At 37.9% G+C, this 26,144-nt stretch carries 16 protein-coding genes and 2 pseudogenes; 14 read left to right on the forward strand and 4 right to left on the reverse strand.

From position 1 onward, the window contains the following. The 4 genes and pseudogenes from J671_RS13465 to J671_RS13480 all read left to right on the forward strand — a co-directional run. Positions 1–467: pseudogene (locus J671_RS13465) on the forward strand (potassium-transporting ATPase subunit B); the annotation flags it as partial. A gap of 13 nt (positions 468–480) precedes the next feature. Beyond that, positions 481–1,086: a potassium-transporting ATPase subunit KdpC gene (gene kdpC, locus J671_RS13470; RefSeq protein ID WP_031982576.1), complete on the forward strand. Its 606-nt coding sequence runs from the start codon at positions 481–483 to the stop codon at positions 1,084–1,086. A gap of 38 nt (positions 1,087–1,124) precedes the next feature. Continuing rightward, positions 1,125–3,779: a sensor histidine kinase gene (locus J671_RS13475; protein ID WP_031982577.1), complete on the forward strand. Its 2,655-nt coding sequence runs from the start codon at positions 1,125–1,127 to the stop codon at positions 3,777–3,779. Positions 3,780–3,790: 11 nt separating this feature from the next. Then, positions 3,791–4,507: a response regulator gene (locus tag J671_RS13480; RefSeq protein WP_000625750.1), complete on the forward strand. Its 717-nt coding sequence runs from the start codon at positions 3,791–3,793 to the stop codon at positions 4,505–4,507. A gap of 76 nt (positions 4,508–4,583) precedes the next feature. On the opposite strand, the gene J671_RS13485 is transcribed toward J671_RS13480, so the two are convergent. Beyond that, positions 4,584–6,008, reverse strand: coding sequence for a glutamine synthetase family protein (locus J671_RS13485; RefSeq protein WP_031982578.1), 1,425 nt, complete (start codon positions 6,006–6,008; stop codon positions 4,584–4,586). A gap of 398 nt (positions 6,009–6,406) precedes the next feature. Here J671_RS13485 and J671_RS13490 point away from each other — a divergent pair, with 398 nt between their 5' ends. Continuing rightward, positions 6,407–6,955, forward strand: a complete 549-nt coding sequence (locus J671_RS13490) for a DUF2799 domain-containing protein (protein WP_031982580.1) — start codon at positions 6,407–6,409, stop codon at positions 6,953–6,955. Positions 6,956–7,001: 46 nt separating this feature from the next. Here the strand turns inward: J671_RS13490 and coq7 are convergent, their stop codons facing one another. After that, complete coding sequence (coq7, locus tag J671_RS13495; RefSeq protein WP_002049350.1) at positions 7,002–7,637, reverse strand: 2-polyprenyl-3-methyl-6-methoxy-1,4-benzoquinone monooxygenase; 636 nt, start codon at positions 7,635–7,637, stop codon at positions 7,002–7,004. Between the two features lie 3 nt (positions 7,638–7,640). Continuing rightward, complete coding sequence (locus J671_RS13500) at positions 7,641–8,963, reverse strand: MFS transporter (RefSeq protein WP_081404896.1); 1,323 nt, start codon at positions 8,961–8,963, stop codon at positions 7,641–7,643. Positions 8,964–9,395: 432 nt separating this feature from the next. Between J671_RS13500 and J671_RS13505 the strand changes: the two are divergent. From J671_RS13505 to J671_RS13535, 7 genes and pseudogenes are all read left to right on the forward strand, one after another. After that, positions 9,396–11,855: pseudogene (locus tag J671_RS13505) on the forward strand (autotransporter assembly complex protein TamA); the annotation flags it as partial. A 26-nt stretch (positions 11,856–11,881) separates the two neighbouring features. Then, positions 11,882–16,387: a translocation/assembly module TamB domain-containing protein gene (locus J671_RS13510; protein WP_031982585.1), complete on the forward strand. Its 4,506-nt coding sequence runs from the start codon at positions 11,882–11,884 to the stop codon at positions 16,385–16,387. Between the two features lie 256 nt (positions 16,388–16,643). Beyond that, positions 16,644–17,879, forward strand: coding sequence for a lactonase family protein (locus J671_RS13515; protein ID WP_002049019.1), 1,236 nt, complete (start codon positions 16,644–16,646; stop codon positions 17,877–17,879). A 133-nt stretch (positions 17,880–18,012) separates the two neighbouring features. Continuing rightward, the gene (locus tag J671_RS13520) at positions 18,013–18,375 is read left to right on the forward strand and encodes a hypothetical protein (RefSeq protein ID WP_031982586.1); all 363 of its coding nucleotides are present in this window, start codon (positions 18,013–18,015) and stop codon (positions 18,373–18,375) included. A gap of 257 nt (positions 18,376–18,632) precedes the next feature. Further along, positions 18,633–21,272, forward strand: a complete 2,640-nt coding sequence (locus J671_RS13525) for a bifunctional aconitate hydratase 2/2-methylisocitrate dehydratase (RefSeq protein WP_002049011.1) — start codon at positions 18,633–18,635, stop codon at positions 21,270–21,272. Positions 21,273–21,501: 229 nt separating this feature from the next. Then, complete coding sequence (locus tag J671_RS13530) at positions 21,502–21,936, forward strand: hypothetical protein (protein WP_031982588.1); 435 nt, start codon at positions 21,502–21,504, stop codon at positions 21,934–21,936. A 138-nt stretch (positions 21,937–22,074) separates the two neighbouring features. Then, positions 22,075–23,058, forward strand: coding sequence for an ion transporter (locus J671_RS13535; protein WP_031982589.1), 984 nt, complete (start codon positions 22,075–22,077; stop codon positions 23,056–23,058). A 28-nt stretch (positions 23,059–23,086) separates the two neighbouring features. Here J671_RS13535 and J671_RS13540 read toward each other — a convergent pair whose 3' ends face one another. Further along, complete coding sequence (locus J671_RS13540) at positions 23,087–24,286, reverse strand: MFS transporter (protein WP_031982591.1); 1,200 nt, start codon at positions 24,284–24,286, stop codon at positions 23,087–23,089. A gap of 230 nt (positions 24,287–24,516) precedes the next feature. On the opposite strand from J671_RS13540, the gene J671_RS13545 reads away from it, so the two are divergent. Next, positions 24,517–24,945: a hypothetical protein gene (locus J671_RS13545; protein ID WP_212752945.1), complete on the forward strand. Its 429-nt coding sequence runs from the start codon at positions 24,517–24,519 to the stop codon at positions 24,943–24,945. Between the two features lie 271 nt (positions 24,946–25,216). Continuing rightward, positions 25,217–26,137: a LysR family transcriptional regulator gene (locus J671_RS13550; protein WP_002048985.1), complete on the forward strand. Its 921-nt coding sequence runs from the start codon at positions 25,217–25,219 to the stop codon at positions 26,135–26,137. The last annotated feature ends 7 nt before the right edge of the window (positions 26,138–26,144 follow it).

Below are 26,144 nucleotides of genomic sequence, written 5' to 3' on the forward strand. Positions count from 1 at the left end.
AAGCCGATATTGGTTTGGCTATGAACTCAGGTACACAAGCTGCTAAAGAGGCCGGCAATATGGTTGATTTAGACTCTGACCCAACCAAACTACTCGCTGTGGTCGAGATTGGGAAACAGCAGTTGATTACCCGCGGTGCTTTAACAACATTTTCGTTAGCAAACGACGTCTCTAAATACTTTGCCATCTTGCCTGCATTGTTCGCTGCTGCGATTCCACAAATGCAAGTATTGAATGTAATGCACTTAGCAAGTCCAAGCAGCGCGATTTTATCGGCATTAATTTTTAACGCGATTATTATTCCGTTATTAATTCCAATCGCACTCCGAGGCGTGAAATTTAAACCTTCAACTGCAACTCAGTTACTACGCCGAAATATGTTGATTTATGGCGTGGGTGGTGTGGTTCTACCATTCATTGCCATCAAAGCGATTGATGTTGTGATTGTTCAATTATTTGGTTTGTAATCTGGAGTTTGAAATGAAAACTTATGCACAAAATTCAGAAGCAAATTTGGATCAGACCTTAAGAGCATCTTTCGGACTTCTAATTTTTACCCTTGTCGGTTGTGGTGCTGTGTATAGTGCGATCGCTACAGGTGCGGGACAGGTGTTATTTAACAATCAAGCAAATGGTAGTTTGATCGAAATAAACCATAAGGTTCTAGGGTCAAAATTAGTCGCTCAGCCATTTGTTGGAGAGGCTTATTTTCATCCACGTCCTTCAGCGGTTGCTTATGACCCAATGTCTATGGGGGCCACAAACTTAGCCCTTACCAATCCAGAGCTTCAAAAACAAATTGATGCTCAGATTCTTGCGGTTAAACAACAAGACCACACAGGTAATGTCCCTATTCCAAGTGATTTAGTGACTAAATCGGGTAGTGGTATCGACCCGCATATTAGCCCAGAATCTGCTCAAATACAGGTTGCTCGAGTGGCTCAAGCGCGTCATTTAGACCCTAAAGTTGTAGAAGAGTTACTTCAAAAGCATATTGAACCAGTTCAGTTTGGTGTACTAGGGCAAGCTCGTGTTAATGTATTAGAACTCAATATCGCTTTAGATCAATTACAATCTACACATTAACTTGAAAATAAAATTGTTAGTTTACCGGATGATATCAAGTGCAAAGCAATCGCGAAAATCAGGCTGAAGCCTTATTAAATCATGTCAACAGATATCAAGCCGGTCGACTAACGGTCTTTCTCGGTGCAGCGCCCGGTGTCGGCAAAACCTATGCTATGCTTGCCCGCGCTAAAGAGTTATATCAACAGGGCACAGATGTTGTTGTGGGTATTGTTGAAACCCACGGAAGAATAGAAACTCTAAAAATTTTGGAAGGCTTGCCTCAAATTGCTAGAAAGGAAATGCAATATCAGGGGCATACTTTAGAAGAAATGGACTTGGATGCTATTTTACTCAGGCATCCGGAAATTGTTTTAGTTGATGAGTTGGCTCATCGCAATATACCAAATAGTCGCCATGAACGACGGTGGCAAGATGTCAATGAATTGCTAGACGCTGGTATTGATGTATTTACCACCATGAATATTCAGCATTTAGAAAGCTTAAATGATGTGGTGCATCAGATTACGGGCATTCGAGTAAATGAAACTGTGCCAGATCGTGTATTTGATCGTATTCGAGATATTCGTTTAATTGATTTACCTGTTAGTGAACTCATTGAAAGGCTCCATCAAGGAAAAGTTTATGTGCCAGAGCAAGCGAATCTGGCATTACAAGGCTTTTTTAGCATTTCAAATTTAACTGCATTGCGTGAACTGGCAATGCAATGCGTTGCTGAGCATGTCGATTTAGATTTAAAACAGAGTTATACCTCTAAAGGCTTGAAGTCTATCTCGCTACAAAATGAATTAATGATTGCGATAGATGGGCAAGGCTCTTCTGAATATTTAGTACGGGCAGGTTGTCGATTAGCTGAACGCAATGGAGCAACATGGACTGTAGTGAATGTTGCTAAAAGTTTGGATTCTGGGCAGAGTTCAGCAAATTCATATAAAAAAGAATATATTGAAATCGACCGCGCATTTGAATTGGCTCGACAACTTGGTGGTCGAACCGAAGTTTTATATGGGCCACGAGTTGCTTCGGTGTTAATGGATGCTGCGCTTGATCGAGGTATTTCCAATCTGGTCATTGGCAAAAGTATTTCACCGTGGTGGTTAAAGTTATTTAAGAAAAATTTAGCTCAGCAATTATTAAATCAAGAAAACTCGATTGCTTTAACGATTTTACACCCAGAACAGGGCACTAAAAAGACAGCTCAACTTGAGAAGCCATCATTTTTATCATTAAAAGAAAGTGTTTTTGTTTTAGCGGTAACATGCGCAAGTATTTTTATAGCTCACTTTGCCGAAGTTCTATTAGGTATTGAAGACTTCTCTGTTATTTTTATTATTTCAGTTTTAATTGTAGCAACTAAAACCCGAATGCTTGCTGCAGTAGTAGCTGCTCTTATTTGTTTCTTAGCCTATAACTTTTTCTTTATAGCACCACGTTTTACATTTCAAATTTCAGCACACCAAGGTGTGGTTACCGTTGTTGCTTTTTTTGCAGCAGCTTTAATTGCTGGGCGATTGGCTTCTCAGTTACGCCAGCAAGTTTTATCTTTAAAAGCTGCCAATGCCTACACCACAGTAATGCAAGACTTGGCACGTAAGCTTTCTAGTGCAGTAAATCTTGAAGAAGTCATGCAAACCGGTCGTATGACTTTAGAAACCCAGCTTCAAACTAAAGTGTGGATTTCTATCCAAAATAGAGTTATTTCATCTGACATAGAACTAAATGATAAAGAAAAAGTAGCTGCAGAATGGTGTTTAAAACATCAACAACCGTGCGGGCGTTTTACTGATACCCTTAGTCAGTCGAACTGGTGGTTTTTACCACTTTTAGAGCAAAAAAATAGCCTAGGTATAGTGGGAATTTACTTTAAAGATGAAGTGGTTTCTCTAAATTTTGAGCAGAAAAAACTAACTGAAAGTGTAATTGAGTATATTGCACAGGCAGTACTTCGAACCCAATTGGTCAATGAACTTGAACAAGCAAAAGTCACCAGTGAAACAGAGCGTTTACGTTCTGCTTTATTATCTTCGGTATCGCATGATTTACGTTCACCACTTGCTTCTATTATTGGAGCCGCAGATACGCTTGCCAATTTTAAAGCTGATATGTCAGAACAAGACCAGCAAGATTTACTTGAAACAATTCATTTAGAAGGTGAGCGTTTAGACCGTTATATTCAAAACTTGCTTGATATGACACGCTTAGGCCACGAAGGCTTAACTTTAAAAAGAGACTGGATTGGGGTAGATGAATTAATTGGTTCGGCAACCCGCCGTTTAAAACGCTATAAACCAGATACGCAAGTGGTCGTTCAGTTACCTGAGCAACAAATTAGTTTATATGTTCACCCTGCACTGGTAGAGCAAGCTTTTTTTAATGTTTTAGAAAATGCTGCAAACTTTTCACCCCCAGATGAACCAGTCATGATTCGTGCTCAACTTTCATCAGAAGATGAAGTAAAAATTGAAATTGAAGATAGAGGTGCGGGAATTCCTGAAGATGAAAGACATCGCATTTTTGATATGTTTTACACGATGGAAAGAGGAGACCGTGGAAAATTTGGTACTGGTTTAGGGCTTACAATCGTAAAAGCGATTATTGGTGCTCATATGGGTACAATAGAAGCATTTTCAGGGCGCCAAAATAAAGGTACTTTAATTCAAATCAGATTACCCATTCACCCAGTAAAAGAATAAGTTGTAAATTCATGATAAGTTCCGAAACATCACCTGTAGAAACACGTATTGTGATTATTGATGATGAGCCTCAAATTCGTAAATTTTTAGACATTGCTTTAAGAACTCAAAAATATAAAACCACGCTCTGCGAAACGGGTTACAAAGGCCTAGAAGCTTTAGCAACGCAAGGTGCCGACTTAGTTATTCTAGATCTGGGCTTACCCGATTTAGACGGAAAAGAAGTCCTTCAAGAGTTACGTAGCTGGTCGAATGTACCAGTTATTGTGCTATCTGTACGTGCTGATGAATACGAAAAAGTTGCTTTGCTAGATGCTGGTGCAAACGATTACATGACCAAGCCGTTTAGTGTGCAAGAGCTTTTGGCACGTATCCGTGTCATTTTAAGAAACCAACCGATTCAGCAAGAAGCGCATGTCTATGACGATGGTTATCTTAAAGTTGATGTTACGCAACGTTTGGTTTGGGTCGAGCAACAACCAATTACGTTAACTCGAAAAGAATTTCAACTTTTAACGCTATTAATGCGCTATCAAGGACAGCTTTTAACCCAGCCACAACTTTTAAAAGAACTATGGGGCCCAACCCATCAGGAAGATACGCACTATTTACGTATTTTAGTGGGCAAGTTACGCAGTAAACTGGGGGATAACGCGATTCAGCCACGTTATATTGCAACTGAACCTGGTGTTGGATTGCGTTTTCTAGCTAAACAGAAAAATCATTAATTAGATATAAAAAAACCTTAGGGTATTTCTCCCTAAGGGTTTGCAAAGTAGTTTATAGTTTTTTTGCTTTTTTTATTTATATATCCCAATGTTGTTCTGCTTCAGTCATTTGACTATAAATGTTTTGATATTCAGCCTGCTTAACCGTGTACCAATGTTTGACAAAGTCAGTGCCTAAATATCCTTTTAAAATAAGACTTCCTTTAAATATTTTTAAGGCTTCTGGTTGATTGTTAGCTAATAAAATATGCTCGTCTGGAAATTTTAAAAGATGAGCAGGTTTTGGTAGTGGTAATTTATGAGATAAGCCGTAAGATACACCTGCTAAAATAGTGGCTGTAACGAGATAGGGGTTACAGTCAGCTCCAGCAACACGATATTCTAAACGTTGATTTTGTACATCCGAGCATGGAATACGAATTGCGACATTACGATTATTGGTATCCCAATTGGCTTCTAATGGCACATGATGCCCAATTTTAAAACGTCTATAAGAATTAATATTAGGCGCTAAAATCGCCATAGATGCAGGCATTAGCTCAATAAGTCCGCTAATTGCATTGAGTAAGTTGGTAGAAAGCTCATCTTTTTCTTCTTCTGAACTAAATATATTTTCATGGTATTGATTCAGCATGCTCATATGAAAATGCATGCCACTACCAGCTTTTGCCAAGTTGGGTTTCGCCATGAAACAAGCTGTTAAGTCATGCTTTCTTGCGACTTGTTTTACAATTCTTTTTAAAGCATTAATTTGATCGCATAGCTTCAAAATGTCATAGCTGTGCTGAAGATTTAGTTCATATTGTCCAGGAGATGATTCCGCAACAATTGCCGTAATTTCAATAGATTGTAGTAGAGCAGCTTTTTCAACTTCATCTAGGACTTGTTGATAGTTATTGGGTGCATCTATATCAAAACATTGGTTTTCTATACAGGTTTCAGCCTGATGCTGAGGTGAGAAAAGATAAAATTCTAATTCGGCAGCCATGACAGGAAAGTAATTATGGGCATGTAGCTGATTTAATATTTTTTTTAATATATTGCGTGGTTCATAGCGGCAGTCTGTACCATCTTCTTCTTGCATTGATAGGTAAAGCTGAGCATTTAATTCTGGGGATAAGGCACTTGGTTGCAAGCTGCCTAAAATGGGCAGGCAAAGTCTATCTGGTTCACCAATATATTTTCCTAATCCTGTCTCTTCAATTACTTTTCCATCAAGGCTCATGGCGTAAACAGAAAGTGGAAAATAACATCCATGAGAGAGATTTTTCAGACTCTTAACGTCAATACGTTTACCACGAATATGTCCGTTTAAGTCATGTAGACAAATATCAATGTGCTGAGTCTGAGGATATAAACTTAAATATTCATCAACTTCTTTTAAAAAAAGTTCTGAGTTAAAGGTATCGATTTTCGTTTGTGGAATAAAATCATCTGATATTTTAAATGCCTTAAAGTGAGAATCTTTTAAGTTTAAATTTGGGTAAATAAGCGTACTCATTATAAAAAACCTTGGTGGTTATTTAGCTAAAATCCTACCTTAGCCCTTGAAGTAAATCGCGTAAAAAAAGAGTAAAATGATTAAAGATAGTTTTATAAATAATTTTTATTTTTTGTATTCATAATCAGTGGCTTGAGTTTTGTTTTAATAATAAATTTTTAAAGTAAAATTAACGTATAAGAGCCACTTGATAGTCCATGATTTCGCTTTTAAAAATTAAACATAATTAGAATTTGTGATCCTTAAATTTGGTGAGATGGTCAAACTGCTTTAAACTTAAACGCTTATCCAGTTAAACATTTATATATAAGTCTTGAATAAAGTAGGACTTACATAGTGTATGTACTGGAATTTTATTTTTTGCGTTTTTTTAAATTTTATTTTTGAGTTCTCTTAATATGAAAAATATCGGTTTAGCCATTTTGGCAATCAGCCTTTCAGGTTGTGCTGCAATGAGCGTAGAAGAATGTAAGACTGCGAATTGGTCATTAGTGGGTGAGAAAGACGGTTCAAAAGGTTCTTCGCCGCGTTTAGATCAATATTATAAAGCGTGTGGGAAAGCTAATATTGTTCCAGATCAAAAGTCATATGAACGTGGATATAAAGAAGGTCTAGGGTATTATTGCCAGCCAGCAAACATTTTTTATAACGCTTTAGAAGGGAACGGGAATATTAATGTCTGTCCAATCGAGCAGCGTGATCGGTTAAGACCTTATTATCGTGCAGCTTCCGATTACTACAATGCAAAAAATGAATATGACCGTTATGACGAAAAGTTTAAGCAGTATTCTGATAATGCTTACAACGAAAAATTAAAGCCGGAGGAGCGTGAACGTTATCGTAAGCTTTTAAGAGAATTACAAATTGATCGTGACCGTATTAACAGAAACTATTGGAACTCAATTCGAGATATCGAACGTTTCAAATATGATCATGGTTTAAAATAATATTTGAAAAAGGATTGATCTGAATGAGATCAATCCTTTGTTTTTTTTAAAGGTAATAACTGGTTTTAGTCATTAACTTTGAAATAGCAGTCATTGTGATTTTTACTGCATAAGGTAATTCAACACCACCTGCTTCAAGCGCTGTATGGCGATGATGTAATTCATCTTCATTCATTTGCTCTAAAATTTTACGAGAGCGTTCATCTTGAGCAGGTAACTGGTTTAAGTGATCTTGCAAATGTAGACTAACTTGACGTTCAGTTTCAGCAACAAAACCTAAACTATATTTATCACCTGCAATACCGGCAAGAGCACCCATACCATATGAAAGGCCATACCAAATCGGGTTCAATAAACTTGTATGACTATTTAGCTCTTTTAAACGGTCTTCACACCAAGCTAAATGGTCTTGTTCTTCAATTGCTGCCTGTTGCATTTCGCGGCGTACATTTGGTAATTTTGCCGTTAATGCTTGCCCATGATAAAGCGCTTGAGCACATACTTCACCACTATGGTTAACACGCATTAAGCCTGCAACATGGCGAGCATCTTCAACTCCAAGTTTTGTTTCAGCCGTTTCAGCCGGATTTTGTCGCTGTGCTGCTGTTGCACCTGGAACAAGACTACGTAATGCCTGATCAAAGGAGTTAATAAGTTGATCAATTCCCGTATAGTGGCGCATAAATTAGTCCTCCAAAGAAAGATGTGCTGTGGCAAGCATTGGTTTTAGTCGGGCAAGAAGCCAGATACTAAAGATTGCACTAAGTACAGCTGTAATAATAAATAGTATTTTAATATCAATTTTTAAAACACTTAAGATTAAGATTGAGAAAATTGCTGAAGAAACCATGAATACAGCATTTAAAATGTTATTTGCTGCGACCACTCGGGCACGATGTGAGCGCGGTGAGTAAGCCTGCATCATGGCATACAAAGGAACAATATAAAAACCACCACTAATACCCAATAAAGTCACGGCAATCATGACATGGTAGTAAACCCAGCCTTGAGTGAAAATATCTTTTAATGTTAGTAATGCTCCAGTTTTCTCCGGTACAAAGGCTAGACTCGCTGCAAGGTAAAGCGCAAAAACAGTAAGGCCAATTGCACCAATCGGCACCATTTTAATATTAATTTCCGAACCACCAATTTTACGGCAGAGAAGAGAACCTACCCCAATACCGACTGAGAAGAATGTGAGTAACAGGCTAACCACATTTTCCGATGCATGGAGATTTTGTTGAGTCAACTGCGGAATTTGCGTTAAATAAGTTGCTCCATAAAACCAGTACCACGAATTACCTAATAAAATGGTGAACACTAACGGTAAACTTTTGGCATATGTAATGGTTTGGAAGCTTGTACGAATAAAGTTCCAATCAACATCTAAATCGGGTGCAGCAACTTTTTGGGGTAAAATGAAGCGACTAAATAAATAGCCTATGCAAGCAATAGCGACTACAGTCAGACTAATCCATAGTAAATTACCTTCGGATGATGCAATTACGGCACCACCTAAGATCATGCCGAATAAAATTGCCATCGATGTACCGGATTGAAATAAGGCATTGCCCGACATAAGTTCGTTTGGTTTTAAAATTTCAGGCAAAATTGCATATTTAATAGGTCCGAAAAAAGTGGAATGTGTTCCCATTAAGAATAAAGCCAGAAGCAGTAGCCATAAATGCCCCAATAAGAAACCAGCAGACCCAATAAGCATGATTATGATTTCTAATATTTTTATGCCACGCACAAGTTGTGAGCGCTCGTATTTGTCAGCAATTTGTCCTGCTGTTGCTGAAAAAAAGAAATATGGCAAAATAAACAATAATGCTGCTAAATTATTGAGTGTACTTACAGGGGCAGATTGTTGTTGAATCCAACCATATGTAATGACTAACAATAAAGCTTGCTTAAAAACATTGTCATTTAATGCGCCAAAAAACTGTGTAAAAAACATCGGTACAAACCGACGTGATGTCATCAGGGATTCATCTTGTTTCATCATATACAAGCTTCATTGAGTTTTATTAAAAAATGTGACGGAGTGTTAATTTGCATCGAAAACCATGTATGATATTTTTAACGCTTGATTAAATGAAAAATCAATGGTTTCGAGTGAGTTTTATCCTCATATTGGTGCGTTTATTAAAAAATAAGTTTAGAGTTTTCCATGCCTTCTAAAATTAAGTTTAAACAGTCAACTCTTTCTCACTCTATGCATTTAATCCTAAAAATGCAGAGTATACCTAAACTTATTTGTAGCAGCCTATTGTTAAGTTTATGTGTTAATCCTTGTTATGCTCAAAGTTCAGCTGAGACCGTAACGCCAGTAGCAAACCAGTCAGTAACTGATCCATCATTACAACAAACAAATACAAATAACCAAAATGATGTTCCGATTACTGATGTTGCTACTCTGGTAACTCAAGCACAGCAGCAACAAGATAGCTTGGCTATATTGCAACAACAAGAACAATTTCCAAATCAGATTGAAGAATTTAAGCCAATTACGCTCGATAACCTCGAAGATTTACCCGTGATGCCTGTTGACCAGAATATGGCAAATGAGATTTATCGGGTAGCAGAAGAGGCAAAAACTGAAGCTCAGAACTTCCAAAATGGCACGCAAAAACATCCAGAAATGGTAGTGAATGATGCATCACAAGCAGAATTACATGAAATTAATCAGGCGCCTGTAAATATTGACCAACTCATGCATGAGATTCAATCTGACAGTAAGATTGTAGTCGAAGCTAATGAAACTGGAAAAACTTTACCTGAACTTACAGCTGTTACTGAAGAGCCGCCGGAAGAAAAAGGTTTCTTTAAACGGATATTTAATAAAATTCGTCCACCGCGTGTGATTCCGATGGAGCAAATACCTCGTATTACTGCTGAGGTTACGGGTGCTCCAGACGATTTGGCTAAAAATATCAAAGGTAAATTATCTACATTTACTCAAGAATCATTTGAAGATTTTAATTCAGCATTGCCTCAACTTAGGAGCCTAAGCAATCAGGCCGCTCAAGCGGTGGGGTATTACAATGCTGAGTTTCGTTTTGAAAAATTAAGTGCAAGCCGTGTTCGAGTTAAAGTTACTCCAAATGAGCCGGTACGAATTAATGAACAAAATATTGAATTCAGTGGAGCTGGTGCAAAACAACCACAGTTTCAAGTTATTCGTTTAGTTCCAGACCAAGATGTTGGTGATATCTTTAATCATGGTCTGTATGAAACAACTAAAAGTCGAATTGTCGATGCCGCAACAAATAATGGATATTTTGATGCCTACTGGCGTTTACACGATGTAAAAGTAAGCCAACCTGAAAACAAAGCAGATATTAACCTCAAATATGAAACGGGTGAGCGATATAAGCTAGGTAAGGTTGAGTTTCGTATGAGTGATCCTTCAAAACCCTTGCCAATCAAATTAAATATTCTTGAGAGTATGGCACCTTGGAAAGAGGGCGATGACTACACATTCTGGCGTGTAAATGCTTTAGCCAACAACCTGACGAATTCTCGCTATTTTAACTACACTTTGGTCGATTCAATTAAACCTGATCCAATTGAGAAGCCGCTTGAGTTACCCCCAGATTTACAAGCATTAGTCGATCAGCAAAATGTCACTATTGATGAATCAAAATTGCTTTCTCCAGAACAACAACAGCTTGCTAAAGCACGACAATTAGCCTCATCTAGTAAAGAGGTTAGTCAAAATGTGGTAGACGAAAAACAATTTGCCGGAACTGAAAATGTACAATTAGCTGCAGCTCCAGCTTCTTTGAAAACTGCAGCAGCAGATCATGCAGAGCAAGAGTCGGAACAAGACCGTTTACAAGCCCAAGCACGTGAAGAAAAACGGATTCCGGTTATTGTGACTTTAAATGCGGATAAATTGAATAGTCTGGAAACTGGTGTGGGTTATGGTACTGATACGGGAGCTCGTTTACGTAGTCAATATCGTCGTTCGATTGTGAACGAATATGGCCACTCCTTTGATGCCAACTTTGAACTTTCACAAATTCGTCAGTCTATAGATGGCCGTTATAGTATTCCTTATAAGCATCCATTAAATGATTACTTTAACATTGTAGGTGGTTATGAGCGCGAGACTAGAGATAATATCGGTCCTGATGTGAGTTTATTAACTGAATCTGCCGTATTGGGTGGTGAGCGAGTTATTAAAAAACCTTTAGGCAATTGGCAACATACTATTGGGGTTCGTTACCGTCTGGACCGACTGACTCAAAAAGGAAATGTCGATATTTCTGAATTGCCAGATGCATTTAAAACAGCTGCATCAGAGCAAGAAGCGTTATTATTTGGTTATGAAACTTCTAAAACCTCAAGTAATACAAGGTTAAATCCAACGAAAGCATTTAAACAAAGCTATAAGTTAGAACTGGGAAGTAGCAGTTTACTTTCCGATGCCAATATGGCGATTGCTACAGCGGGTTGGAGATTTATTTATTCTCTAGGTGAAAATGATAACCATCAGTTTGTGGGACGATCTGATCTTAGTTATATTTTTACCGATGAATTTGATAAAGTTCCCTATAATTTAAGATTCTTTACTGGTGGTGACCAGACAATTCGCGGTTTTGATTATAAAAGTCTTTCACCCGAAGAAAATGGATATAAGATTGGTGGACAGGCTCTAGCAGTAGGCTCTTTAGAATATAACTATCAATTCAAAGAGGGTTGGCGAGCAGCTGTTTTTTCTGATTTTGGTAATGCTTACGATAAGAATTTTAGTAACCCGACTGCCTACAGTGTTGGTGTCGGTATTCGTTGGAAGTCCCCAATTGGACCAATTCGTTTAGATGTGGCTTCAGGTATTTCTGATGATAATCATCCGATTCGTTTGCATTTCTTTATTGGTCCACAACTTTAAAAATAAAATTTTATTAGGTTTATTTTATGGCGGAAGTAGAACAGCAGCCCACTTCGGCACCTAGCTCTCCTAAGAAGCGACGCATTTTGCGTAGCTTTTTGCTGACAATATTAATCATACTTTTATTACTTGTTGCTTCCATCATTATTATGATGTCGACTGACCGTGGAAGCCGTTTTTTATTAGACCGTGTTTTACAAGCTCAGCAAGTCATTAAATATGAATATGAAGGGGGTAATTTACTTCGGGGAATTATTCTTAAAAATATTATTGTTCAGTTAAAAGAAGTTGACGTTACTTTAGATAGAGCGGATGTACGGTTAGGGTGGCGTTCTTTAATATTAGAAAAAGAAGTGCATTTGAGCAATGCAGATGTCCGTAACCTAGTTATTATTAACAAAGCTCCGCCATCGGATAAACCATTTGAGTTTAAACCCATTAAATTACCATTTGTGCTTCGTGTAGATGTGGGAGATGTCGATCATTTAGAAATTAAAAATTCAGGTTCTGTCGTAAATTTCCATGATGTTCATCTAAATGATGCTTTGTGGTCAGAGACAAAACTGAAATTTGAAAATTCAAGTATGGATATGGGGTATCTTTCTATTCATAACGCAACAGGAAATATGGACTTTAGTGGCAAATATCCACTGAATGCGACAGCAGATTTAAGAATTCCTTCTTTAAAAAGTTTAAACATCCAAAATATTAAAGTGGCAGCTCGAGGAAGTTTAGATACATTGCAAGCCGGTGTAGCAACGACAACACCAGATTTATTAACAGGTTGGGTCGTTTTACATCCTGTTCGCCATGAAGTACCAATGAAAGGTGCATTGTTACTTAAAAATTATCACTTGCCTTTACTGGTTGAACAAAAATTATTTGCTAAAAATGGTGTGATCAAGTTTCAGGGGGATGTTAAGCAACTTAACTTAGCGCTTGAGACAGATTTAAAAGGGGAAAATTTACCAGAAGGCCAATACAACGCCTTAATGAATACTGATTTGGTTCATCAGCTGAATATTACAGACTTTAATGGTCAGGTCATGAAAGGTGCAGTTAACCTTAAAGGCTTGGTGAACTGGAAAGATCATGTCACTTGGGATGTAAAAGGTCGTTTAGATCATGTTAATCCTAAAGATAAAGCTATCCCTCAAGTCGTTCAGGACTTCTTACCGCCAAGTTTAGATGCTGCAGTTGCTTCAACTGGCTCTTTAGAAAAAGGCATGGAAGTATTTGCTAATGTCGACTTTGACCGCTATGAGTCTTGGAAACTTAAATTAAATCAAGCACCTGAAAAGAATAAAAAACCACAGCCAATGTTTATGAATGTGGCTTGGTCCAAAATAGATCGTGCTATGCCATATATAGGTTGGTTAAGCAGTGATAGTGGTCAAGTAGATTTGACTTTGCGGGATGGTCAGCAAGATATTAAAGTGGCAACTAAAGTATATCAGCATGAACAAACCTTATTGCCAGCTGGACAATATTTAGCAACATTGAATGTTAAAGATAATATTCTTAATGTTCCTAGTTTTAATTTTGCGGCTCAAAAAGGGAGCCTCACAGGTCAGGCTAAAGTTTTATTACCTACCGAAAAACGTCAGTTGGCATGGAATGCGTTATTAAATGCTAAAGACTTTAATCCACAAAGTATTCATGCAGCTGCACCGGTAAACTTACTTAATGGATCAATCAAAGCAAGTGGTTTTGCCAAGCCAAATCAACAAATCATTCAACTTGAAAAAATTGATTTAAAAGGCCAGTTGGCTCAAGCAAACCAAGAAACGGTTGCGTTAGCTGGGAAAAGTACGGCAGCTTTATTATTTAATGATGTTAAAGCCGGTGGTGGTTTTAAAGGTTTTGCAGTGAATTATGATGGATCTTTAAAAGCACTTAATCAGGCTAATGGGTTATTAAAGTTCTCTCTTGCGGGTACTCCAGAGTTTATTCGAATTAGTCAGTTACAACATGATGGTGTGGCTGGAAAAATCTACGCGACTGGCTCATTAAACTTAAAAGATCGTATTGCTTGGGATATCAATAGTTCGCTTGTGCGTTTTAAACCTCAATATTTTGTTTCTAGTATAAAAGGCGAAATTTCAGGAAATGTAAAAACGCAAGGTGTTTGGTCTGATAAGTTAAAGCGTATTGATATTCAGCAATTGAACCTTGCAGGATTTTTGAATAATAAGCCAGTGAGAGGTAAAGGTAACTTATCTGTGCTTATGGATTCGAACCAAAAGGGCTTTTTACCTCAGCAATTTGAAGCGAATAATCTATTTTTAGTGTATGCACAAAACCAGTTACAGGCGACTGGTAATGCGCAGAATTTAAAAATCAAGCTCAATGCGCCTGCGCTTTATGAGTTGTATCCGGGTCTAAGTGGCCGTGCTTATGGAGATTTAAGTGTTCAATCTCAGCCGCGCTTGAAGGCTACAGCTAATATTGCAGTTGATAACTTCGCTTTCAATAATTTAGTGAGCGTTAAAAAACTGCGTGTACAGGGTGAACTACCAACTTCCGAAACAACTCCAACTCAGCTCACAGCAAAGCTTGATAATTTACGTAGTGGTAGCCGTCTAATCCAGTCTGCTGAAGTCAATTTAACTGGAACACGAAAAGCACACTTATTAAAAGTTCAGGCAAATAATAATATTTCTAAATTTTATGTGCAGTTAGCAGGCGGTTTTAACCAAAATAATGATTGGTTGGGCCAAATTCAAAAAGGTAGTTTTGATTCGCGTCGAATTCGTTTAGCACAAAATCAAAATGCGCCTGTTGTGTTTTCATCAGCACGTTCTGAGCTATATGTTGGGCAGCATTGCTGGCAAAGTAGAAATAGTCAGTTATGCCTTGACCAACCTGTACGTGTGAGTAAAGCACAAGGCAATATTTCATTTATTACCCAAAATCTGGATTTAGGAGATTTTGCCGCATTTATGCCGGAAGGTTTGGCTATGACGGGTCAACTCAATGGTTATGCTAAAGCGTCTTGGGTAAATGGTGGACATCCTAAACTTGATGCACGCTTAGTAACCAGAAAAGGTGAACTAGGTTTAGCAGCAGAAGACCCTCAAGATCCGCCAACCACGTTGACTTATGATGAGCTGAGTGTAATTGCGAAAAGCATTTCAGATGGTCTATTGTTCCGTGTTGATGTAAAAACACCAGATATTGGTACCGGATACGCGAATGTCATTATTAATCCATACCAACCATCTATGCCAATGCATGGTGAGGTCGCCTTTAATGATGTACAGTTAAAAGTTTTAAAACCATTTATTCAAGATGTGCGTTCAATGAGTGGTACTTTAGCCTTGGCAGGTAAAGTAAATGGTACATTAACCCAACCGCAATTTACGGGTGAGATGCGTTTGAAAAATGGGGCAATCAGTATGATTTCCCTGCCAGTGAACTTAACCAATGTACAAGTGTATTCATCTATTCGTCAGGATATGGCAACAATTGATGGCGCATTTAACAGTGGACAAGGGGTAGGTTTACTTAAAGGTAGTTTCGATTGGAAAGATTCTCCACGTCTACAGTTGAACTTAAAAGGTGATAACTTACTCGTACGTCAAGCACCATTAATTACAGCTATTGCAAATCCGAATTTGACACTCGATATGTATCCTTTCGACAAACGTTTAAGTTTGAAAGGGTCGGTAGATGTTCCTCGTGCACGTATTTCAATGCCTGAAACAACAGCACCTGTCATTAATACATCTTCAGATGTTCGTATTGTCCGTCAAGGCCAAGATCCACTTGCAATTTTACGTGCAGCAAAACCTTGGGATATCCGTGCCGATATTTCGGTAAATATTGGTAATCAAGTTATCTTCCAAGGCTTTAACAGTAATATTCCTTTAGTAGGTCGTTTGAACTTAACTCAGCGTGGTTATGAAACGGCAATGCGCGCGATGGGTGCTATTGGTGTAAGTCAAAAGGTGAAAATTGAAGCTTATGGTCAAAGCTTAGATTTAAACCGTGCTATTGCCCGTTTCAATGGCCCATTGGCAAACCCAACTTTAGATATAGATGCAAATAAAAATGTTCAGGGTAGTATGGTTGGCGTTCGTGTTACAGGTACTGCATCATCACCAAACATTCAAGTTTATAACGATGCGGGCTTATCTGAACAAGAAGCATTAAATGCATTAGTGACAGGTCGTATTAATGAAGGCTCAAGCGGTTTAAGTAATGCGGAAGGTTTTAAATCTGATGTAAACAATACAATCGCTGCTGCTGGTATTAGTATGGGCTTGGGCGGTACACGCGCTTTCACGAATCAAATTGGACGTACTTTCGGCTTAAGTGGTCTTGCATTAGATGCACAAGGTACGGGTGATGATACTCAGGTAAGCTTAACTGGATATATTACGCCTGATTTGTTTATTCGTTATGGTGTCGGAGTATTTACGCCAGTCAATAAACTTACGCTGCGTTATCAAATGAATCGCCGTTTATATTTAGAAGCAAGTCAGTCTTTAGAACGAGCAATCGATTTATTCTACAACTGGCGTTTCTAGATGTATAAATTAAGAGCTCACTTTAAGTGGGCTCTTAATTTATTAACGCTATACTATTTTAAAAAATTAAATATTAATCATGTTGATCATCAATTCTTTTAGCAGGAATCCTACTTTAAAAAGGATTTTGATTAAAGAAAATTCACTTGAAAATTGCGGTTTTATAAATTAATTTTCAGAATCATTAAATGAAATTAGATTGATAATGCCTTGTTGTTAATTGCAAATAAGGTAAATTTTTCAAGGAAAAATGCCAGTGGAAAAAGATACTTGTGTTGAAATTAGAGATAGCAAGGTTAACGATACAAATATTAAATATCGTGGACTCATTCAGAAATTAACAGCAACATTATCATTGTCCTTTTTGTCACTTGGGTGGGGCTCCACAGTGAATGCAGCAGAACAACAAATCGCTTTAGTCGGAACTTGGACATCGATTCCTGATGCACCACTTGTTCAAAAACCGGAAAAGGCCAGTGAAGGTTTATATCAATTGCAAGTTAATGCTGACGGGACTCTAACTCCGGTTAAAGTGTTAAAAATGAAAAGTCCATCTTGGATTGTGAAATCTAAAGATGGTCGTTTTGCATATACAACAAATGAAGAAAATTTAGGAGAAGTCACTGCACTATCGGTTCAAAACGGAAAGGTAGAGGTTTTGAACACGGTGAATAGTCATGGTGGACATCCAACTCATGCCTCAATTAGTTTAGATGGTAAATTCCTGTTTGTGTCGAATTATTCGGCATTTGATAAAGGTCGTGGTGGTGTGGCTGTTTTTCCAATTTTGCCGAATGGGCATTTGGGTGAAATGGTACAAAATATTGTTTTTTCGGAAGGTTCTGGTCATGTTAAGGGCCGTCAAGAGAGTGGACATGCTCATTCGACAACTTTTAGTCCGGATGGTAAGTATTTATATGCAAGTGATCTTGGGAATGACAAAGTCTATGTCTTTCGTTATAACCCAAACAAAACGCAACCACTCGAAGCGGATAACGGTCGAGATGTGACGTTTAACCATGGCTCTGGTCCGCGTCATATGGTCTTTTCATCAGATGGTAAGCATGCATATGTTACCGCCGAAATGCGAAGTGAAATTGTGACCTTTAATGTGCAAGATGGCTATTTGAAGAAAACTGCTGAGCTAAAGCTAGTTCATGAAGACAAAACGCCCGAATTTAAGAGTGCAAGCGGAATTATTCTTAGTCCAGATGGCAAATATGTGATCGCTGCTAATCGTGGCTCAGACAACAAACTCCTCGTATTTAAAATTCAAGAGGATGGATTGCTGGCTCAACCGACTGTTTATAAAGCTAATGGCATTGAACCACGTGCTTTCTCATTCGATGCAACTGGTAAATATCTGTATGTAACAAATGTTTTTACTAATAATATTAGTTTGTTCCGCTTTGATGCCAAAAACGGTACCTTAAAATCGGTTGGAGATGCTGCAAAAATATCAACGCCTACTGATATTAAGTTTTTTAATTAATTTAAATTAAGAAATGTGTATTTCTCACACTACATATAAAGGACCGAGAGTTTATATCTCGGTTTTTTTATAGCAGTTTTTGCAAACTCTGTCAGATTCAGTATGATGTTGGCAGCATAGTCTGTGTAGAGTAATGATGAAAAAATTTTTATTTGTTTTGATGGGAATGTTGTTAGTCGGCTGTACAGAGAAAAAACCTTTAACACCTGAAGAACAATGGCATGGCTTCTGTACCAGTGTTGGGAATGCGGCTAGAAGTATTGTATTTGACCGTCAGCAAGCAATTGAAAAGTCTCAAGCGATTGAACATGCAAATAAAATCGAAGATGAGATCACCAAAAAATTCATCTTGAATATTATTGAAAAAGTTTATGCTATTCCACAAGATGAATTAAAAACTAATCCAGAAGCCCTGCAAGAAAAAATTAGAAAACAAATGGCAGATGAGTGCTTGGTTACACCACACGACAAAATGCCAAACTATAAAAAGTTCTAAGTGATTAATACATCGTCAACACTCCACTAAGGTGGAGTGTTCTTTAAATTCAAAATACCGCATCATAAACCAGTCATTAAGATCATTATTTATACAGGGGTATTTAGTTACAAAATAATGGGCATCACGGAGAAACACCCCGCGCTCATTAACTTTTGGCTTGAACTCTAGTAAAATTTTGTAGTCCATATTACTTGTGAAGCTTTGTGAAAGCTGGAATTTACAAGTAATTTTTTAAAAAAAGAGGAATGAACACCGTGCTAGAAGCTTACCGCCAACACGTTGCTGAACGTGCCGCACTCGGAGTCCCACCGAAGCCACTTGATGATGCTCAAACTGCTCAACTTGTTGAGTTATTAAAAAACCCACCGGCAGGTGAAGAAGCATTCTTGGTTGATTTGCTTGAAAACCGTGTTCCTGCAGGTGTTGACCAAGCAGCTTACGTAAAAGCAGCTTTCTTGGCAGCGATTGCAAAAGGCGAAGCGACATCTCCGCTAGTTTCTAAAGAACGTGCAGTTTATTTACTAGGTACGATGCTTGGTGGCTATAACGTAGCGCCTTTAGTTGAGCTTCTAGATGATGCTGAATTAGCAAGCTTAGCTGCTGAAGCATTGAAAAAAACATTACTTGTATTTGATGCGTTCCATGACGTAGCTGATAAAGCTAAAGCTGGCAATGCTAATGCAAAAGCTGTTTTACAGTCTTGGGCTGATGCTGAATGGTTCACTAGTCGTAAAGATGTACCAGAAGAAATCAAAATCACTGTGTTCAAAGTAACAGGTGAAACAAACACTGATGACTTGTCTCCAGCTCAAGATGCATGGAGCCGTCCAGACATCCCATTGCATGCAAATGCAATGTTGAAAAACGAGCGTGATGGTATCAACCCTGAAAAACCAGGTGAAGTTGGTCCATTAAGCCAAATTAAAGAACTTATTGCTAAAGGCAACCAAGTTGCTTATGTAGGTGACGTTGTTGGTACAGGTTCATCTCGTAAATCTGCAACAAACTCTGTTCTTTGGTTCTTTGGTGATGAAATCGCTCACATTCCAAACAAAAAAGACGGTGGTGTGTGTTTAGGCGGTAAAATTGCTCCGATCTTCTTTAACACAATGGAAGATGCTGGTGCATTACCAGTAGAGATCGATGTTTCTAACATGAACATGGGTGACGAAGTTACTCTTAAAATCGATCATGCTGCTGCAAAAGTTACTGCGTTCAAAAATGGCGAACAAATCGCTGAGTCTGAACTTAAAACTCCAGTACTTTTAGATGAAGTACGTGCTGGTGGTCGTATTAACTTGATCATTGGTCGTGGCTTAACTGCTAAAGCACGTGAAGCTTTAGGTTTAGCTCCATCTACATTATTCCGTACTCCAGTACAACCAGCTGACACTGGCAAAGGTTTCACTTTAGCTCAGAAGATGGTTGGTCGCGCATGTGGTCTTCCAGAAGGTCAAGGTATCCGTCCAGGTACTTACTGTGAACCTAAGATGACTACAGTGGGTTCTCAAGATACAACTGGTCCTATGACTCGTGACGAGTTAAAAGACTTAGCTTGCTTGGGCTTTTCTGCTGACTTGGTAATGCAGTCTTTCTGTCACACTGCTGCTTATCCAAAGCCAGTTGACGTACAAATGCAACATACACTTCCAGACTTCATCATGAACCGCGGTGGTGTATCTTTACGTCCAGGTGACGGTATTATCCACTCTTGGTTAAACCGTATGCTTCTTCCAGATACAGTAGGTACTGGTGGTGACTCGCATACTCGTTTCCCAATTGGTATTTCGTTCCCAGCAGGTTCAGGTCTTGTAGCTTTCGCTGCTGCAACTGGTGTAATGCCACTTGATATGCCTGAATCAGTTCTTGTTAAGTTCAAAGGTAAAATGCAGCCTGGTATTACTTTACGTGACCTTGTACATGCGATTCCTTACTATGCAATCAAAGAAGGCGATCTTACTGTTGAGAAAAAAGGTAAGAAGAATATCTTCTCTGGTCGTATCTTAGAAATCGACTTAACAGAAATGGAAACTGACTTAACAGTTGAGCAAGCATTCGAACTTTCTGATGCTTCTGCTGAACGTTCAGCTGCTGGTTGTGCAATCACACTTTCTGAAGAGAAAGTTGCTGAATACTTACGTTCTAACATCACAATGCTTAAGTGGATGATTTCACAAGGTTATGGTGATGCACGTACGATGGCTCGTCGTGTTGAAAACATGGAAAAATGGTTAGCAAACCCAAGCTTACTTAAAGCTGATGCAGATGCTGAATACACTAAAGTGTATGAAATTGACTTGTCAGAAATCAAAGAACCTATCCTTTGCTGCCCGAACGATCCAGATGATGCAAAACTTCTTTCTGACGTTCAAGGCGACAAAATTGATGAAGTATTCATCGGTTCTTGTATGACTAACATTGGTCACTTCCGTGCTGCTGGTCAGTTACTTGAGAAAGTACCAAGCGGTTCATTAACAACTCGTTTATGGTTGGCTCCACCAACACGTATGGACGAACATCAGTTAATGGAAGAAGGCTTCTATAACACTTATGGCCGTGCTGGTGCGCGTACAGAAATGCCTGGTTGTTCATTATGTATGGGTAACCAAGCACGTGTTGCGCCGAACACAACTGTTGTTTCGACTTCTACACGTAACTTCCCTAACCGTTTAGGTCAAGGTTCTAACGTTTACTTAGCATCTGCTGAGCTTGCATCTGTTGCTGCTGTACTTGGTAAGTTACCAACTCCAGAAGAATACCAACAATACGCAGCTCAAATTGACAGTATGTCTGCTGACATCTACAAATATTTGAATTTCGACCAAATGGGCGAATATACAAATGCTGCTGATAAAGTAGATACTAAGAAAATTGCTGCTGCTCAATTGACTTAATAAGTCGATTTAGTACAAAAAAGGAGCTGATTATTCAGCTCCTTTTTTATTTTAATGAGAATTAGTGCATATTTTAAATATTAAAGTAATGAATTAATCAAGTTTTATTCCTATAAAATGTAAAAATAAATATAACGCTAGATATTAAAGAAGATTTTGCTTTAAAATAATTGGATGAACTTAAAAATAATTAAAAAGAACATGGGTATTTTATATATGGAACTTAAAAATGCTAAAGACAATTGTTGAATTTAAATTTGATGATTATCAGCTATATGATCAAAATTTATCAGCAGAAGACGGAAATACGTTAGTACAGAAAACGGAAGATATTGCACAGTATATTTATAGTATATTGAAAAATAGATATCACTTAAGTATTGAATTAAATGCTGAACGCTGGGGGTGGGAAATAGAAGTACCATTACCTGAGATCACGATGTATATCGGTATTAGTGTTTATGAAGAATATAGTAATGGCTTTGCGATATTCATTTCACCAAATACGCCAATTTTGAGAAGATTTCTTTTTAGAAAATTAGATATTACTCACCATATTATGCTGCTTCAAAATTATATTAACGTCATTTTGAAGTCACATGCAGGTATTTATGATGTGCAATGGTGGGAAGAAAATCAGTTTAGATATGTTGCTGCTCATTAAAATATAATTAGAAAATATGAAATATTATTTATGATTGTTTAGTTAATACAATTAATAAAATATTTTATTGGTCCTTATAGTGGTGAATTTAAGTATGTGAGCTTAATATATGTTCAATATCATGTGGCTCAGATCTGTATGCGAATTTTAGCTTGGAAGAGATTACGTAAATTCTTCTATAACAACCTTCATGATCATGATTACGAAACAACAGTCAGTAGGTGTATTAACTACTTCTTGGTTTTCTTAATTATTGGGAATGTCATTGCGGTATTGCTAGAAACTGTAAACGATCTGTATTACAGCTATCGTATATGGTTTGACTACTTTGAAAATATTTCAATCACGATTTTTAGTATTGAATACCTCTTACGCCTCTGGAGTGTAGTAGAGCGTGATCCTACACAAGCTGCATGGAAGCAGCGTTTCGCATGGATGAAAAGCGGAGAAGCGCTGATTGACCTCATGGCAATTTTGCCGGCGTATCTAAATTTCTTTGTACGAATAGACCTTCGTATGCTTAGAATTTTACGATTACTTCGACTATTAAAATTAACTCGCTATTTTATTTCTTTGCAAATATTGCTATGTGTTATTAAGCGAGAAAAAGGTTCTTTTCAGGCAGTGATTTTTATTTTAATCATTATGATTATTATGACTGCCTCTGGTATTTATGTGGTTGAGAATAAAGCGCAACCAGAAGCGTTTAGCTCTATTCCTAAAGCAATGTGGTGGGCGGTCGTTACCTTAACCACAGTTGGATACGGCGATGTCACACCTGTGACCAGCTTAGGAAAACTACTAGGAGCTTTAATTACAATTTTAGGGGTAGGGATTGCTGCTTTACCGGCTGGGATTTTAGCTTCCGGTTTAGCCAATGAACTTAACCAACGGAATCAGCGCCTTGAACAAGAGTTTCGTGAGTTACTTCAAGTGCGTGGTATTGACATCATGCATGATGAAGCTGAAATAGAACGTATTCGACAAAAAGTGGGACTACCGAAAGAACAAGCGCATAATCTGATTATCCAAATCATGCGCGAAAAGGTATTAGAAGAAAAAGAATCTGTGAGAGAGAAGAAATGCTATTGTCCACACTGTGGTGAAAAGTTAACAGATTAGTATTTTTATTAAAAAAGCCTAATGAGAATCAGGCTTTTTGAGTTGCTTTTTCTACAGCAAATGCGATGAGCAAGATAATAAGACCACCAAGGCTTAGTACGAAACCTACCCAGATCGGTGCAATCCAGCCCATCTGATGGCTCAGTACCCAACCACCTAAAAATGCTCCTAATGCATTGGCCATATTAAAGGCGGAGTGGTTAAGTGAAGCTGCTAGGGTTTGGGCATCGCCTGCAACGTCCATGAGGCGTGTTTGTAAAGCTCCACCTAAACCCATCACGGTAAGTCCGATTAGGAATAAAGAAGCAATAGCACTATATATATTACTCATCAGAAAGCTTGCAACTACGAATGCAATCGCTGAGCTAATAAGTACGCCCACAATAGTTTTATTGAGATTTTTATCTGCAAGCCAGCCCGCGGCTAACCCACCAATCACCATCCCGATGCCCCACAGCGCTAATGCAATAGGAACAATCTGGATATTAACTTTAGTGTATTCAGTGAGAATTGGTGAGACATAGCTATATACCGAGAACATGCCCCCAAAGCCAATTGCGCCGACTGCAAGGGTTAACCACATATTTATATTTTTAAGCCCAGCTAATTCTGTTTTTATGCTGGCAGTAGCTTGAACTGGAATATTCGGTACAAAGCAAGCTACGGCAATTAAAGTAAAAAATGCAATTGTTGCTGAAAATTCAAAACCTGCTCTCCAACCAAAATGTTGGCCTAACCATGTAGCTAAAGGTACGCCAATAACAGTAGCAACTGTTAAACCCATCATCATTTGTGCAACTGCTGAAGCTCTTCGTGAAGGGCCTGCGAGTTCAGCAGCTACAAGGGCACCGACTCCAAAATATGCACCATGAGGTAATCCCGCAATAAAACGAGAAATTAAAACTGTTTCTGGCGTATGTGCTAAAGCTGTACAGGCATTAGCAATCCCATAAAACAGCATGAGACAAAGCAATAGAGACTTTCTAGGAACTTTAGCGCCCAAAATAGCAATAATCGGGGCGCCAATTACAACACCTAATGCATAAGCGCTAATAAAATGCCCGGCTTCAGGTACTGTGATCTTTAAATTGTGTGCAATTTCTTGAATAAGACCCATTGCGACAAATTCTGTAGTGCCGATACAGAAACCGCCTACTGCGAGTGAAAAAATTGCCAAGAAGAGCGAGTAGTTTTGAGGAGAAGATGAAGGGGATTGGGGTGACGCCATAATAAATTAATAAAAGGAAACTCAAAAAAGAAAGTATAAGGGAAAAAAGAGATCAAAATAATAAAAAACTAGAATCTCGAGAGGAAGTTTGCATATTTAAACTAATAACATTTTATCTTTATATTGAATAATTTATCGAAAGTTTTTATTAAATTATATATGATAAGCACGTAATACTTTAGGCATTACAATAAGTTGTATAAATATTTAAGAAATAGAGAATCTAAATCGTGAGAAAATTAAGTATTGCCTGCCTTCTGGGCTTGGTTATGTTATCTATGTCTGGTTGCTCAGTCTTTATGGCGGGGAATCAACCAAGAAAAAAAAAATTAAATGTTTTTAATCCGGGGAGTTCTCGCAATTATGTTATTGCCGAGTTTGGAGCACCTGTACTTTCCGAATATCGTGATGGTACAAGAGTCGAAATTTATACTTTCCAGCAAGGTTATCCAAAATGGGCTAAAGTAAGCCGAGCATTTGGCCATGGCATAGCAGATGTTGCCTCATTTGGGTTATGGGAAGTATTTGGAACACCAACTGAAGCATATTTTAGTGGGAAAGAAACCTCTTATGAAGTAACGTATGGGCAAGATGACTTGGTAAAAAGCTTTAAGCTCATCGATTTTGAGCAGGCATTTCCTAAAGCAAAAGCACAATGATGAAATGAAAAGGGCCATAAGGCCTTTTTCTTTGTCTATATAAAAGGTTCACTAATTTCTATTTAATAAAAATATTTACCTTTATATTTATGAAAATTCATTTCTTATAAAAAGAATTAAGTAAAGTTCATGTTGAGACAAATTAATTAATATTGTGATAAGATGAATACTGTTCATTAATGGTGATTTATCTAAACTGACTCTAATTGCTGTCAAATAACAGATAAGTTGAAAAATGTATAGATAAATCTATTTGTTCAGGCTTTTGCCCATGTTAGAAATTCGTCATCTTAAAACTTTGGTTGCTTTACGTGAACATGGTTCACTTGTTGCGGCTGCGAATGATCTGTGTTTAACACCGTCTGCTATTTCTCACCAATTAAAAGAATTAGATCATTGGTATGGTGTAGAAGTGGTGAATCGTCGAAGTAGACCTGTTAGTTTTTCAAATGTTGGGCAGCGTTTACTCAAATTGGCTGATGATGTATTACCACAAATTCAGATCACACAAAGTGACATTACGCGAATTGTTCATGGGCAAACAGGCAGAATTATTTTTTCCTCAGAATGTCATAGCTGTTTTGACTGGTTAATGCCTTTATTAAATCAATATCGACAGCAGTATCCAGACGTAGACTTAGACTTTGCTTCGGGCTTTGAAGCAAATCCACATGAGCTTTTACAAAATGGTGAGTTTGATTTACTTATTACAGCCGATCCGATCGCATTAAAAGGAATCGAGTATTTTCCAATTTTTGAATATGAGTCGCGTTTGGTTTTATCAAATACTCATCGATTGGTTCGTGCTGAACATATTACAGTTCAAGATTTAGCTGAAGAGGTTCTCATTACTTATCCGGTAGATAAGCACCGTTTAGATATTATGTCGAAACTATTTATACCGGCAAATATTCAACCAAAACAGATTCGAACTACAGATTTAACGCAAATGTTGATTCAACTTGTAGCGAGCGGTCGAGGCATTGCTGCTTTACCAGACTGGGTAGTGAATGAATATGAACAAAAGGGTTGGGTAACTAGCCGCCGTTTAGACTGTGTTTCTGCAACGGGTTTAAGACGTACATTATATGCAGGCTACCGAACTGAAGAAAAAGAGAAGAGCTATTTTGAAGGATTTTTAAAGCAGTTAGAAAAGTTCTCTTTAAAACGTAATGCCTATTATTCTGGATAAAAAATTA

Source organism: Acinetobacter sp. 1130196, from assembly GCF_000588095.1.
GTDB lineage: Bacteria > Pseudomonadota > Gammaproteobacteria > Pseudomonadales > Moraxellaceae > Acinetobacter > Acinetobacter nosocomialis.

Bases quoted from the DNA above. Each gene is read 5' to 3' on its own strand.
- J671_RS13485 (WP_031982578.1), bottom strand. From the start codon at position 6,008: ATGAGTACGCTTATTTACCCAAATTTAAACTTAAAAGATTCTCACTTT.
- J671_RS13490 (WP_031982580.1), top strand. From the start codon at position 6,407: ATGAAAAATATCGGTTTAGCCATTTTGGCAATCAGCCTTTCAGGTTGT.
- J671_RS13530 (WP_031982588.1), top strand. From the start codon at position 21,502: ATGCTAAAGACAATTGTTGAATTTAAATTTGATGATTATCAGCTATAT.
- J671_RS13510 (WP_031982585.1), top strand. From the start codon at position 11,882: ATGGCGGAAGTAGAACAGCAGCCCACTTCGGCACCTAGCTCTCCTAAG.
- J671_RS13480 (WP_000625750.1), top strand. From the start codon at position 3,791: ATGATAAGTTCCGAAACATCACCTGTAGAAACACGTATTGTGATTATT.
- J671_RS13535 (WP_031982589.1), top strand. From the start codon at position 22,075: ATGCGAATTTTAGCTTGGAAGAGATTACGTAAATTCTTCTATAACAAC.
- J671_RS13500 (WP_081404896.1), bottom strand. From the start codon at position 8,963: ATGATGAAACAAGATGAATCCCTGATGACATCACGTCGGTTTGTACCG.
- J671_RS13520 (WP_031982586.1), top strand. From the start codon at position 18,013: ATGATGAAAAAATTTTTATTTGTTTTGATGGGAATGTTGTTAGTCGGC.
- J671_RS13550 (WP_002048985.1), top strand. From the start codon at position 25,217: ATGTTAGAAATTCGTCATCTTAAAACTTTGGTTGCTTTACGTGAACAT.
- coq7 (WP_002049350.1), bottom strand. From the start codon at position 7,637: ATGCGCCACTATACGGGAATTGATCAACTTATTAACTCCTTTGATCAG.
- J671_RS13540 (WP_031982591.1), bottom strand. From the start codon at position 24,286: ATGGCGTCACCCCAATCCCCTTCATCTTCTCCTCAAAACTACTCGCTC.
- kdpC (WP_031982576.1), top strand. From the start codon at position 481: ATGAAAACTTATGCACAAAATTCAGAAGCAAATTTGGATCAGACCTTA.